Source organism: Marinobacter sp. L-13, from assembly GCF_056857715.1.
Window position 1 is genome coordinate 119,005 of sequence record NZ_JBSXNQ010000050.1, and the last position, 12,896, is coordinate 131,900.

General features: G+C 58.7%; 14 protein-coding genes. 3 read left to right on the forward strand and 11 right to left on the reverse strand.

Features of this window, described 5'->3' with window-relative positions:
* Nucleotides 1-16: 16 nt before the first annotated feature.
* From mobB to AC13DD_RS08610, 6 genes are all read right to left on the reverse strand, one after another.
* Nucleotides 17-508, reverse strand: coding sequence for a molybdopterin-guanine dinucleotide biosynthesis protein B (gene mobB / locus AC13DD_RS08585; RefSeq protein ID WP_405418094.1), 492 nt, complete (start codon nucleotides 506-508; stop codon nucleotides 17-19).
* Entirely contained in the window at nucleotides 505-1,092 is a 588-nt protein-coding gene (gene mobA / locus AC13DD_RS08590) for a molybdenum cofactor guanylyltransferase MobA (protein WP_008177304.1), read from the reverse strand. Before mobA ends, mobB begins: the two co-directional genes overlap by 4 nt.
* Nucleotides 1,093-1,104: 12 nt before the next feature.
* Nucleotides 1,105-1,974 (reverse strand): formate dehydrogenase accessory sulfurtransferase FdhD, encoded by an 870-nt coding sequence (locus tag AC13DD_RS08595; RefSeq protein ID WP_008177305.1) that lies wholly within the window; start codon nucleotides 1,972-1,974, stop codon nucleotides 1,105-1,107.
* 182 nt (nucleotides 1,975-2,156) lie between these two features.
* Nucleotides 2,157-2,963, reverse strand: a complete 807-nt coding sequence (locus AC13DD_RS08600; protein WP_008177306.1) for an ABC transporter substrate-binding protein — start codon at nucleotides 2,961-2,963, stop codon at nucleotides 2,157-2,159.
* A gap of 68 nt (nucleotides 2,964-3,031) precedes the next feature.
* On the reverse strand, nucleotides 3,032-3,775 hold the full coding sequence (locus tag AC13DD_RS08605; RefSeq protein WP_008177307.1) for an ATP-binding cassette domain-containing protein: 744 nt from the start codon (nucleotides 3,773-3,775) through the stop codon (nucleotides 3,032-3,034).
* Nucleotides 3,772-4,470 (reverse strand): ABC transporter permease, encoded by a 699-nt coding sequence (locus AC13DD_RS08610; protein ID WP_008177308.1) that lies wholly within the window; start codon nucleotides 4,468-4,470, stop codon nucleotides 3,772-3,774. Before AC13DD_RS08610 ends, AC13DD_RS08605 begins: the two co-directional genes overlap by 4 nt.
* Nucleotides 4,471-4,588: 118 nt before the next feature.
* Between AC13DD_RS08610 and AC13DD_RS08615 the strand changes: the two genes are divergently transcribed.
* Both AC13DD_RS08615 and AC13DD_RS08620 read left to right on the forward strand, forming a co-directional pair.
* On the forward strand, nucleotides 4,589-5,473 hold the full coding sequence (locus tag AC13DD_RS08615; protein WP_008177309.1) for a helix-turn-helix transcriptional regulator: 885 nt from the start codon (nucleotides 4,589-4,591) through the stop codon (nucleotides 5,471-5,473).
* Between the two features lie 38 nt (nucleotides 5,474-5,511).
* Complete coding sequence (locus AC13DD_RS08620; RefSeq protein WP_008177310.1) at nucleotides 5,512-6,681, forward strand: putative sulfate/molybdate transporter; 1,170 nt, start codon at nucleotides 5,512-5,514, stop codon at nucleotides 6,679-6,681.
* On the opposite strand, the gene AC13DD_RS08625 is transcribed toward AC13DD_RS08620, so the two are convergent.
* Nucleotides 6,659-8,374, reverse strand: a complete 1,716-nt coding sequence (locus AC13DD_RS08625; protein WP_273018000.1) for an FAD-binding oxidoreductase — start codon at nucleotides 8,372-8,374, stop codon at nucleotides 6,659-6,661. The genes AC13DD_RS08620 and AC13DD_RS08625 overlap by 23 nt on opposite strands.
* A 160-nt stretch (nucleotides 8,375-8,534) precedes the next feature.
* Here AC13DD_RS08625 and AC13DD_RS08630 point away from each other — a divergent pair, with 160 nt between their 5' ends.
* The gene (locus AC13DD_RS08630; RefSeq protein WP_053113887.1) at nucleotides 8,535-8,927 is read left to right on the forward strand and encodes a glutaredoxin family protein; all 393 of its coding nucleotides are present in this window, start codon (nucleotides 8,535-8,537) and stop codon (nucleotides 8,925-8,927) included.
* Between the two features lie 42 nt (nucleotides 8,928-8,969).
* Here AC13DD_RS08630 and AC13DD_RS08635 read toward each other — a convergent pair whose 3' ends face one another.
* From AC13DD_RS08635 to AC13DD_RS08650, 4 genes are all read right to left on the reverse strand, one after another.
* On the reverse strand, nucleotides 8,970-9,440 hold the full coding sequence (locus AC13DD_RS08635; RefSeq protein WP_008177322.1) for a MarR family winged helix-turn-helix transcriptional regulator: 471 nt from the start codon (nucleotides 9,438-9,440) through the stop codon (nucleotides 8,970-8,972).
* 178 nt (nucleotides 9,441-9,618) lie between these two features.
* Nucleotides 9,619-10,830: an ABC transporter substrate-binding protein gene (locus AC13DD_RS08640; RefSeq protein WP_008177323.1), complete on the reverse strand. Its 1,212-nt coding sequence runs from the start codon at nucleotides 10,828-10,830 to the stop codon at nucleotides 9,619-9,621.
* Between the two features lie 64 nt (nucleotides 10,831-10,894).
* Complete coding sequence (aliB, locus tag AC13DD_RS08645) at nucleotides 10,895-12,034, reverse strand: cyclohexanecarboxyl-CoA dehydrogenase (protein ID WP_482931057.1); 1,140 nt, start codon at nucleotides 12,032-12,034, stop codon at nucleotides 10,895-10,897.
* Nucleotides 12,035-12,093: 59 nt separating this feature from the next.
* Nucleotides 12,094-12,876, reverse strand: a complete 783-nt coding sequence (locus tag AC13DD_RS08650; RefSeq protein WP_053113894.1) for an enoyl-CoA hydratase-related protein — start codon at nucleotides 12,874-12,876, stop codon at nucleotides 12,094-12,096.
* Nucleotides 12,877-12,896 lie beyond the last annotated feature (20 nt).

Consider the following 12,896-nt stretch of genomic DNA (forward strand, 5'->3'; position numbering starts at 1 on the left):
CTCCTGGTTGGGCTGTTCAGGCTGGCTGACGGTTGAGAATAAAATCAGCGATGGCGGGGATATCGTTGATGTCGAACACGGGTCCCGAGAACTCGGCAGCGTAGTCCGACGCCACGGCAACAATGCTCGGATCCTCGGTGAACAGCGGTGACCGCGAACCCTCCCGCCGGTGCACCTCGATCTTGGCGTGGGAGTGGGTCTTGAAACCCTCCACCACCACCCAGTCGCAGGGGCCCAGCCGGGACAGTAATTCGTCCAGCGTTGGCTCTGTTGCCCCCCGGAGTTCGTGCATGATCGCGAAGCGCTGACCACCGGCCAGTATGACCTCACGGGCACCGGCGTACCGGTGCTTGTAGCTGTCTGTTCCGGGCTGATCCACATCCACCATGTGGTGGGCATGCTTGATCGAGTTGACCGTTAGCCCTCTGCTGGAGAGCTCCCGAATCAGAGCCGCGGCCAGTGTGGTCTTTCCGGAGTTTTTCCAACCTACGATGCCTATTACGTTCACTTCAGGTGCTGCTCCGCCCAGGCCAGATCGTCCGGCGTATTGATGTTGAAAAAGTCGCCCTCGTCGAACACTACCAGGGTTTCGCCCTGGGCCTGTGTCCACTGGCGGATCTTGCGCACGCCATCGTTCAGGGCGGCTCGCAGATCATGCCGCAAAGCGACCTGCCAGCGGCCGAAGGTCGGCTGGGGCAGCCGGCCCCGTTCGGGGTCCGGCGTGGCCGCCAGCACCACCGGGGTGTCATGTTCAGCCAGCCTGACAGCCAGATCCCTGGGAAAGGACGGAGTATCGGCCGCAACGCTGATCAGCCAGTCATGGCCCTGTTCGGCGGCCCAGTCCATGCCCGCGAGCACGCCTGCCAGCGGCCCCGGAAAACCCTCGATGGAATCGGCCACTACCGGCAACCCCAGGTCGTCAAACCGGCTTGAATCGCCGTTGGCATTCAACACCACGGCGTCGACCTGAGGCGTGATCCGCTCAATTACCCGCTGGATCAGTGACTGGTCGCCGAGCATGAGCCGGCCTTTGTCGCCGCCGCCCATGCGGTTTGCCTGGCCGCCCGCCAGGATGACTGCACAATCAGTCATGCAGTGCCTCCATTAATCATTCTGAGCGCCTTTGCGACGCAGCTTCTTGTCTTCATCGGGTACCTGCGACAAGTCCTGATCGAACACCAGACGATGCTGGCCGCTCAGGCAGGTGAATTTCTTGCCTCGCATCCGTCCGATCAGAGTCAGTCCGACCTGCCGGGCGATATCAACGCCCCAGGCGGTGAAACCCGAGCGGCTGATCAGCGTGGGAATGCCCATCAGCGATGTCTTGATCACCATTTCCGAGGTCAGTCGTCCGGTGGTGTAGAGGACCTTGTCGGCCGCAGAAATGTTGTTCAGGTGCATCCAGCCGGCAATTTTATCGACCGCGTTGTGCCGTCCAACGTCCTCCATGTAGGCCAGGATTGTCTGGCCCTGGCAAAGCGCGGTGCCATGAATGGCGCCGGTTTCCATGTACAGGCTGGGCGTGTGGTTGATCTGATAGGAGAGATCGTAAAAGCTGCTGGTGTGTACCGGGGTGTCCGGTAGCGACAGCCCTTCGAGGCCCGCCATCATGTCGCCGAAGACCGTGCCCACGGCGCAGCCGGAGGTACGGGTTTTCTTCTCCAGCTTGTCCTCAACATCGGTAACGCCCGCCGTGCGCACCACCGCGACCTCAAGTTCCTCGTCGAAATCGATCCCGGTGACCTGATCGCTCTCTTTCAGCATGCCCTGGTTCAACAGGAAGCCAAGGGCCAGATACTCCGGGTGATCGCCAATGGTCATGGCGGTGACGATTTCCTGACTGTTCAGGTAGATCGTCAGGGGGCGTTCCTCGATCACGCTGATCGATTTGGCCTCGCCGTTTTCGTCAACACCCTCCACCGGCCGGGACAGTCGGGGATCTTTGGGATCGGGAAGTATGGGATCAATCGTCATTTTTGTTGTAGCCGTTTCGTGAATGCCGCGGAATGGAATATCTACGGAGATTGCCAGAGATTAGCCTATTTGGCATTGGGGAAAAACAGCTGCCTTACACCAATAAAAAACCCCGGCAGCGCCGGGGTTCAGGTAATACAGGGTTAGACAGGGTGAGGCCAGTGACCCTTGGCCCTGCTGAATTACTTGGCGTTCGGGAAAAACAGTTGCTGTCCATCCACCTTGAAGTCGGCAATCGCTTGCTGACCTTCTTCGGAGATTAGCCAGTTGTGCCATTTCGCGGCCATCTCATGCTTGAGGTGCGGGTGCTTCTCTTCAGAAAGCAGCAGGCTGCCGTACTGGTTGAACAGCACTTTGTCACCTTCGAAGAGCAGCTTCAGGTTCTGGCGGTTTTCAAACGCGACCCAGGTTGCGCGGTCTGACATCACATAGGCATCCATGGCGGCGGCAGTGTTCAGGGTCGGGCCCATGCCGCTGCCCAGTTCGCGATACCAGCTGCCGCCCGGTTCAACACCGGCACTTTCCCACAGGCGAAGTTCTGCACGGTTGGTGCCACTGTCGTCACCACGAGAGGCAAACGGTGCCTCTGCTTCGGCAATGGCAGACAGCGCTTCAGCGGCGGTTTTCGCTGCGCTGATGTTGGCCGGATCATCGGCAGGGCCAATTAATACAAAGTCGTTGTACATCACGTCGGCCCGCTCTGTGGCGTAGCCGTTCTCCACAAAACGTTTTTCGCCGGCGGTGTCGTGCACCAGAAGGCTGTCGGCATCACCACGGCGGGCGATTTCGAAGGCCTGGCCGGTACCAACGGCGACAACGCGCACTTCGATGCCAGTGGCGTCCTCGAACTTTGGCAGGATCGAATCAAACAGGCCCGAGTTCTCGGTTGAGGTTGTCGAGGCCAGCGTTATGTAATCTTCGGCGTGGGCGCTGAAGGCCAGGCCCACGGTAGTGACGGCTGCAAGAACCAGGTTAAGGGTCTTTTTCATTTTGTTTTCTCCTTTTGGTATTCATTCACCAAGAAATCGGTGGTCCGATGCGGTTTCTTATTGGTGGGTCAGGCTACGAGCTCGCCGTTGAGATAGGCCTGTGCCTGCCGCGAGACCGGGGCACGGAAAAACATGTCCGCTGGTGTGTGTTCCTGTACCTTGCCTTCCGAAAGAAACAGGACATCGCCGGCCAGTCGCCGGGCCTGGTGGAGATCGTGGGTGGTCATTACGACGCGTGTACCCTGCTTGTGAAATTCCTGTACGGCGAGTTCCACGGCCTTAATCGCGGCAGGATCCAGTGCGGAGGTGGGTTCATCCAGAAACAACACTGCCGGTGAAAGCGACCAGGCACGTGCCAGTGCCAGGCGTTGTTTCTCGCCGCCGGACAGCACCCGCGCAGGCGTGTCGGCGCAGGAGGAGAGGCCAAACCGGGCCAGGGCTTCGAGAGCCAGCTCTGTGCGCAACTTGCGTGGCACATTGTTGACCGCCAGTGCGTGCCGGAGGTTGGCCAGCGCCGAACGGCGCAAAAGGATCGGCGTCTGGAAAACCATGGCCTGGCGGGGCGCGCTGGCGCCTGACCAGCTCACGGCGCCCTCCGTCGGTGTGAGCAGTCCGTGCGCCAGTCGCAGCATGAGGCTTTTGCCGGCGCCATTGGGGCCCATCACCAGCGTGGGGCCGGGTCCGTCAAGCTTGAACGAACAGGGGCCAAAAAGCCGGTGGCCGAAAGGGTTGAACTCGACGCTCTCGAATTGCAGCGACGGCGGTGCACTGAGTTCGATCGGGTTGTTAACGGGCACGTTCAGTGAAGTCATCCCATGCGCCTTTTAGCCGTTTCACTCAAAATGTAGGCCGTGGCGTTGATCACCATGACCAGTGTCAGAAGGACAATGCCCAGGCCCAACGCCAGGGGCAGGGCACCCTTGCTTGTCTCCAGCACAATGGCCGTGGTCATGACCCGGGTCACGCCATCAATATTGCCGCCTACCATCATGACAGCGCCCACTTCTGCGCTGGCCCGGCCGAACCCTGCGAGCAGAACAGTCAGCAAGGCAAAGCGGGCGTCCCACAACAGGGTGGGCATCATCCGCGCCCGGGACATGCCCAGCGATACGAACTGTTCCCGGTACTCACCCAGTAACTCCTCCACTTTCTGGCGCGAGAGCGCGGCGAGAATGGGCAATACCAGTATCACCTGCGCAATCACCATGGCGCTGGGCGTGAACAGAAGGCCCAGTTCACCCAGAGGTCCGGCCCGCGATAACAGCAGGTAAACGCCGAGCCCGGCCACAACCGGAGGCAACCCCATCAAGGCATTCAGCGCAACAACCACACCGCCGCGCCCGGGGAATTGCCACAATGCAACTGCCGCACCCAGGGGAAACCCCAAAAACGCCGCTATCAGGACCGCCAGAAGCGAAACCTGTAGCGAAAGCACCACGATCTGGTACAGCGAAGCGTCGAGGTTCACCAGTAGCGACAGCGCCACGTAAAACGCATTTTCTTCCACAGCTGCGTCTCCTTTAATGTTGAGCATCGTGGCGTTTTTAACTACGCTTTGCACAGCCTGCTGAAAAATATGCAGTCAAAAACAGCCTGATGCTTTACCTGATCCTCCGGAGATTCTGATGCCCCTTCCCGCCTACCTCACTACGGCCGAGGCTGCTGAGTATCTGCGCCTGAAAGAACGCAAGGTCTATGATCTCGTCAGCCAGGGTGTTATTCCCTGCGTTCGGGTCACAGGAAAGCTATTGTTCCCGCGCCAGCGTATTGATTTGTGGTTGATGAACCACCTTGAAGGTGACGATGCGATCAGTGCTCCAACGCTGCCGGTGCTAGTGGGTAGCCAGGACCCGCTGCTGGAGTGGGCGGTAAAGGAGAGCAACGCCGAGCTTGCCATGTTGTGCCAGGGTAGCGGCGATGGGGTTCAGCGCCTGGTGGACGGGCGCGCGATGGTCGCTGGCATGCACATCTGGCACGCGGAGAGTGAGCGATACAACGATCCGGCCACCCTGGGTTTGACTGGCATGAGGGACCTGGTGCTGATTCGCTGGGCCAAGCGCCAGCAGGGGCTCCTCCTGGCGCCCGGCAACCCTCACGGACTCACGCGGCTTGAGGATATCGCCCGACCAGGCCTTCGCCTTGCCCACCGCCAGCCCGATGCCGGTGTCAGCCATCTGCTGCAGGGGCTGCTTGCCCGCCATCGTATAGATGGCAGTCAGCTTACCTGGGCCGCCCATCCCTCGCTCAGTGAGGACGATCTGGCACTGGCCATTCGCCAGGGGGAGGCGGATGTGGGCGTGGGTATTGAAGCGGCTGCCAGGCGCCAGGGGCTGGCATTTATTCCCCTGCAGCAGGAGCACTTTGACCTGGCCATGCGCAGGCGCCATTACTTCGAGCCGGCCATGCAGCGTTTGCTGGAGTTCGCCCGTTGCGAGCGTTTTGTTCAGCGCGCCGAGGCGTTGGGGGGGTATGATATAAGTGAGCTTGGTAAAGTGATGTATAACGCTTGAACCACAACAATAAACAGACCAATCTGGCAGGAGCCCGCATGGGTTCGACCGGAATGCAAGGTTCGAACGGACACAAGCGTTCGGCCGGAAAGAATCTTATTCACGAACTCAGTGGTGCGCTGGGGGATATCGGCACCTTGCTGCCGCTGAGTCTCGGGGCCATTGGCGTGGCAGGACTGGCGCCGGTACCGGTGCTGCTGGGGTTTGCCGTCTTCTATATCGCGACCGGGCTGTATTATCGTCTGCCGGTGCCCGTGCAGCCCATGAAAGCGGTGGCCGCGCTCCTGCTTACCACCCAGGTCAGTGCCCAGAGCCTTATCGCCAGTGGCGTTCTGATCGGTGCCATTCTCTTGCTTCTGGGTTCAACCGGGTGGATCAACCGGGCGGCCCGCCTGGTGCCGGGGTCGGTGCTGAGCGGCCTTCAGCTGGGGCTGGGTTTGTTGTTGGCCAGCATGAGCCTGGAACTGATGGCCACTTCTCTGCCGTTGGGCCTCGTTATCCTTGCGTTGCTGGCCATCACCCTGAAACTTTTCCCCAGTTGGCCTGCGGCACTGCTGGGCCTTGCTCTGGCCATGGTTCTCGGGGCCCTGCTAGGTTCGCCCGGGCTGCCGTTGCCGGCTGATCCGGCGATCTTTTCTATGCCCCAGTTGCCGTCAATGGATGAATGGCAGCAAGGCTTTTCCATCCTGGTGCTGCCACAACTGGCGCTGACCATCACCAACGCCATCGTTCTGACGGCCCTGGTGGTTGGGGATTATTTCGGGGATCAGTCACACCGGGTCTCGCCAGCACGTCTGTCGGTGACAACAGGCCTGGCCAATCTCTTCCTGGTACCGTTCGGTGCGCTGCCCATGTGCCACGGCGCGGGTGGTGTGGCGGCTCATTACCGCTTCGGCGCCAGGACTGGCCTGGCGCCGGTTCTGTTGGGCACCGGTTTGCTCCTGATCGCATTCGTGCCCGGCGGTCTGTCGTTCATCGCCGCCGTTCCCGCGGCCGGTCTCGGTGCCCTGCTAATGGTGGCGGCTGTCGAGCTTGGCCTGACTAAGCGTCTCTGGGTCGCCAAACCTTCCTGTTGGCCAGTGATCGGGATAACGGCACTGGTCACCTTCTGGGCCGATCCGTTTTTCGGATTCCTGGCCGGGGTTGCTTCGGAGACTTTCAGGGCCGCCTGGGTGCGGGGAAGGATTAGCGGTGCTCATCAGGACTGAGAGCATCGTCCGAATCGGATAACACACCCCGAATGCCAACGTTTTTATCCTGCGGATCAAACAAAGCGCCCGGATTCAGGATGCCCTGAGGATCCAGGAAGTGCTTGCCCGCCGCCAGGGTCTGACGAAACAGCGGTGATGTCTGCTGCTCATAGCCAAAGCGATGATCCCGGCCAACGGCGTGGTGATGTGTGACGGTAGCGCCTTGCTCGGCCAGCACTTCCATGGAGATGCGCTTGAGCTGTTTCCACTTTTCCAGGGCTTTGCCCAGATCGCCGGTAGTGTCGCCCACGCAATAAAACGTGAAATAGGGCGCAGGCCCGTCCGGGTAAACATGGGTAAAGCGGCAGGAGAATGAAAATGGTCGTTGCGTGATCTCGCGAAGCGCGGACTCCATGGTTGATCTTACTGCCTTGTAAAGGCTCGGGAACCTGTCCCAGGTGATCGCGGTTTCGAAGGTGTCGGCAATCATGCCCATGGCGGTTAATCGATTGCGCCAGTAGGGCATTCGGATAAAGGCATTTCTCCAGGACTCGGCTTCGCTGGACCCTTTTTCTGCATGATCCGGGTTATAGCTAATGCCATCTTTTTGCAGAACACCGCCATGTTCTTCGGCAATGGCGACGGCCCGCTCGATTTTCTGGTCTTGCGGATGATCTGCGGATTCGAAACCAAGAACCAGAATGGCGCAGGGTTTGTCAGCGATCCGGTTGATCACCACTTCGGCCTCATCCAGTAGACGGCAATTCGACGGGAATAAACCCGATTGCGCGATCTGTCTGACAGCATCGACACCGTTCATGAAGCGATCAAAGCGGACGGACGCCGTGGCCCGCCACTTTGGTCGATGCTGTAATCGCATGGTGGCTTCGGTAATGATCCCCAGCGTACCTTCTGAGCCACAGATCATGCGGTCTGCCGAAGGGCCCGCGCCTGAGCCGGGCAGAGCGCGGGTCTCGATGATGCCTTTTGGCGTGACCAGCCGGGTTGCTTCCACCATGTCTTCGATGTGCGTGTATACGGTCGCAAAATGGCCGCCAGCGCGGGTTGCCAGCATGCCGCCCAGACTCACGAACGGAAAGCTCTGTGGGTAATGGCGCAGTGTCAAACCATGTTGCTTCAGTTGCCGCTCGAGATCCGGGCCTTTGATTCCTGCCTGGATCCGGGCGCGACGACTGATAGGATCAATCTCCAGAATCTGGTTCAGGTTTTCCATATCGACACTGATCGTCGCCTGGTAGGTGTCGCCAACATCGGGCTCAACGCCGCCGCAGACACTGGTGCCGCCACCGAACGGGATCAGTGCAATATTGTCTTCGGCCGCATAGCGAAACAGTTGCTGGATATCGTCTTCCGTCTTGGGAAAGGCGACGGCATCGGGCGGGTTGGGCACTTTTCGCATCAGCATCCTGGCCATGTCGGCGTAGGACTTCCCGTAGCTGTGCACCAGGCGGTCGTAGTTCGTAGTGGAAATGATGTCTGAGAGATGCTCGGGAACAGAAAGCAACCGGGATGCTGGGAGGTCAAAGTCTTCAACCTTTGGTGGCTCAATCTCCACCAGGCCTTCCGGCACCAACATTTTCGTAACGGTCTCGATCATGGCGTGTTCTTCGGGATGCAGATCCTCATCCGCATAGCCCCAACCCCAGAATCGCAGGGGTTTGCGCAGAGATTTGGTGCCGGACTCAGACATCGGATTCTCCATCAATGAGGGGTCTGCCCCCGTTACTCTGAACACTTCATCTGTTGAAATGATATCCTCGTACACCGCTATCAAGTACGCAAATCAATCCTGAATGCCGACATCGTTCAGGCCGACTTTTACCAAGAAACCCGGAGTTTGAGTCTTACTCATGAGAGTTATTATTCGCTATTTTTTTCGCACCCTGCGTCTGGTACTGACGCCCTTCATGCTGCTCAGTGAAAAGCTCAGCACGCCTGAAAGCGTGACCCGCAGTGCTGAAGAGCAAGCCCGCGCCGACGAGGCCAGCAAAAACCTCGCCCTGTACCAGTTCAAGGCCTGCCCGTTCTGCATCAAGGTAAGAAAGGAAATCGCACGGCTCGGTCTGAACATTGAAACCCGCGACGCCCAGCATGACCCGGAACATCGTGCGGCGCTGGAAGCCGGCGGCGGCCAAATCAAGGTGCCCTGCCTGAAGATTCATCAGGAGGATGGCAGTGATCGTTGGCTGTATGAGTCTGACGAGATCAAGGCGTGGCTACAGGAGCGGTTTGAGCCGGCCTGATTGCCGTTGCTGATTTTTGGAGAGGGCGTTAGCTAGTCACGATCATTCCCCTGGGATGTTCGATTCCAGGGATATGTCGATGAGTTCATGCTGAAGCTTTTTCAGAAGGTGAAGCAGGCTGACGCCGTCATCAAAACTCATCCCCTGCATGGCCTGTCTGTAAAATTCGGCAATAGTGTCCTGAAGTCGATTCCAGAAAGTGCGGCCAGATTCGGTAAGAACCACGAGTCGAGCTCGGCGATCCTGGGGATCCGGTATCCGAACAACATGCCCGTCTCGTTCCATTCGTTTGAGCACGCCATCGAGGTTTTGGCGACTGACGTAGAGGTACTCTTTCAGTTGGTTGAATGAGGTGCCATCTTCGAATCCTTCTCGAGATAATGCACCCAGTACTGCCCACTGCACGGCGCTGATGCCCATTTCATTCTGAACCTGGCGTTGCAGGATGTTTCCTGTCTGGAACAGACGGAAAAACAGGCGGTTGGGGATGCCTCCGGATTCGTTGACGATCATTTCGTATCCCGTTGGTAAAGAATGGTTCGCAAGACGTTTGAGTCTATTCATCAACGATATCTTCACATAGATCCGGGGTGATCTTCCGCATTTTCTTGGGTCACGCCGGAGGAGCAGGGCACTGTGAATCCGGAGTTTCCTGAGATCTCGCAGGAAACTCCGTAGTCGCAGTCTTCACTCAGTTGGTGATCAGCTTGCACTTGCTCTCGGAAAGCGGTCGGAACGCTTCGTCGCCGGGAATAGTTCGAACGATCTTGTACAGATCCCACTCGCCGGTAGATTCTTCCGGAGTTTTCACCTGAGCCAGAAACATGTCATGAACCATGCGGCCGTCCTCACGGATACGACCGTTTTTGGCAAACATGTCGTTGATCGGAGTCTCTATCAGATGCTGGCGGACAGTTTGGGAGTCATCCGAGCCAGTAGCTTCCACCGCCTTCAGGTATTGCATCGTGCTGGAGTAGATGCCCGCATGCACCATGGTTGGACGGGTGCCGGTCTCTTCCATGAAACGATCAGACCATTCACGAGTCTCGTCGTTCATGTCCCAGTACCAACCGGTAGTAAGCTGCAGCCCCTGAGCCGCCTGGGGACCGAGAGCGTGTATGTCACTGATAAATACGACAAGCCCGGCAATGGTCTGGCCTGACTGGGTAATACCGAATTCTGCCGCAGTGGTGATCGCATTGGTGGTATCTGCACCGGCGTTTGCCAGAGCGATGACATCGGCGCCAGAAGCCTGGGCCTGCAAAATAAATGAAGAGAAGTCAGGAGTCGGGAATGGATGGCGGATGCTTCCCAGAATCTTACCACCATTGGCTTCTACAACCCGTGTGACGTCCGCCTCCATGGCATGACCGAAGGCATAGTCTGCGGTCAATATGTACCAGGATTTGCCGCCTTCCTGAACGATTGCGGTTGGAGTGCCAATGGACAGTGCGTAGGTGTCATAGACGTACTGAATATGATTTGGGGTGCAGTGTTCGTTGGTGATGCTTGAGGCTGCGGAGCCGGAGATCAGTCCCAGTTTGTTGTTCTCCTCAAGGATCTTCGTGGTGGCGATTGTCACAGAAGAGGCCACCAACCCGCCAACCATGTCGACTCCGTCATTCTCTACCCAGCGTCGCACGGTGCTGGAGGCAACGTCCGGGCTGTTGCGGTCGTCAGCACTGACTACCTCAATCGCGGCATTGTTGACCTTGCCACCAAAATCAGCAACCGCCATTTCCATCGCCGTCAAACCATTCGGGCCGGCAAGGTCACGGTACGTGCCGGACATGTCAGCGAGATACCCAAGCTTAACCGTATCTCCAGATATGGCAGCCTGGGCACTGCCTGCCATAAGAATTGAGGCAACGACTGAGGGCAGAATCTTTTTTGTATTTTTCATTGTTCCATCTCCGCTACGATACTGGTTTGGGTTCTTGTTGCTTTTGTCAGGTTGATCAGTTTGATTACTTCGGTAGGTATTCCTTCGCGATGATGTTTTTCATGATCTGGGCTGTGCCATCGCCAATCTGAAGGCCAAGGACATCTCTCAGGCGCTGGGCAAACGGCAGATCCTCACCCCAGCCGGTATGGCCGTGAGCCAGCAGGCATTGCTTGACTACGTCGAATGCCAGCTTTGGCCCCCACCATTTGTTCATCGCCGCCTCGGCGTTGTGAGGCAGGTTGTTATCTTTTAGCCAGAGCGATTGATAACACTGCATGCGGGCGGCATGAACGTACGTCTGGTATTCCGCCAGTGGATGGGTGAGGCCCTGGAACGCCGACAGGTGCTGGCCAAAGGCGGTACGCTCGGTCAGCCACTGCCAGGTTTCATCCAGGGACTGCTGGGCCACCGCCAGGCACTGCAGGCCGATCAGCGCGCGGCTGTAATCGAAGCCCTGCATGACCTGTTTGAAGCCTTTGCCCTCGTCTCCCATCATGTTGTGGGCCGGCACTTCCACGTTGTCGAAGAATATGGAGCCGCGGCCGATGGCGCGCTGGCCGTTGTCTTCAAATCGGGTGGTGGTGATGCCCGGGCTGTCCATGGGCACCAGCAAAGCGCTAATGCCGGAGGCCCGTTGTTCCACGGTGCCCGTGCGGGCGAACACCACCGCCACGTCGGCCTGGTCGGCCATGGAGATGGACGTTTTCTCACCGTTAAGTACGTAAACGTCGCCCTTCTTCTCCGCCTTCAGGCGCAGGTTGGCGGCGTCGGAGCCGCCGTGGGGTTCGGTCAGGGCGATGCAGGCCACTTTCTGGCCGCTGGTCATGCCATGCAGCCACTCCTTCGCCAGGTCCGGGGCAGCGTGGCTGGCAATGATTTGACCATTCAGGGAGGTCAGCAGCGGAATGTAGCCAACGTTGAAATCCCCCTTGGAGATTTCCTCGATGATCAGGCCACTGGTAACACAGTCCATGCCGCTGCCGCCGAACTCTTCCGGCAGTTCGCCACCAAGCAGCCCCATCTCGCCGAGCTGGCGGATGACATCCTTTTCGATGACGCCTTCCTGATCCCGCTTGCGATAGCCCGGAGCCAGCACCTCGGCGCTAAAGCGGGCCACAACCTCGCGAATCGCGTTCTGTTCTTCATTGAATCCGAAATTCATAGTGTTCTCCGGGCATTGTTTGTGACCCGGTGGCCTTTGAGACCACCGGAGCGGTCCGCTTACTTGTAGAATTTCCGGAAGTCCGGTTTGCGCTTTTCCTTGAAAGCGTTAACACCTTCCTTGGACTCATCCGTGTCGTAATACAGGCTCAGGGCCTGCATCCCAAGGGCTCCAATACCGGCAATGTTGTCGCTATCGGCGTTGAACGAGCGCTTGGCAATGGTGAGAGCAGTGGGGCTCTTCTCCAGGATTTCCTCACACCACTTCTGTACTTCCTCGTCCAGTTGCTCCGGCGGCACCACGGCGTTCACCAGGCCCCAGTCCAGCGCCTGCTGGGCATTGTACTTGCGGCACAGGTACCAGATTTCCCGGGCGCGCTTCTCACCGACGACCCGCGCCAGGTAAGCGGTGCCGAAACCGGGATCGACCGAGCCGACTTTCGGGCCGACCTGGCCGAAGATGGCGGTTTCCGAGGCGATGCTCAGGTCACAGATCACGTGCAGCACGTGGCCGCCGCCGATGGCGAAGCCGTTGACCCGGGCGATCACCGGCTTGGGCACTTCGCGAATGGTGCGCTGAAGCTCTTCCACCGGCAGGCCGATCAGGCCGCGGCCGTCGTACTGGCCTTCGTGGGCGCCCTGGTCGCCGCCGGTGCAGAAGGCTTTTTCGCCAGCGCCGGTGAACACGATGACGCCGATGTCCTTGTTCCAGCCTGCGCGGTTGAAGGCGTCCAGCAGCTCCATGCAGGTCTGGCCGCGGAAGGCGTTGTAACGGTCCGGGCGGTTGATGGTGATGGTGGCGACACCGTTGGATTCATCGTAGAGAATGTCTTCGTAGTTCATGGTGCGTGCTCCTGATTCGT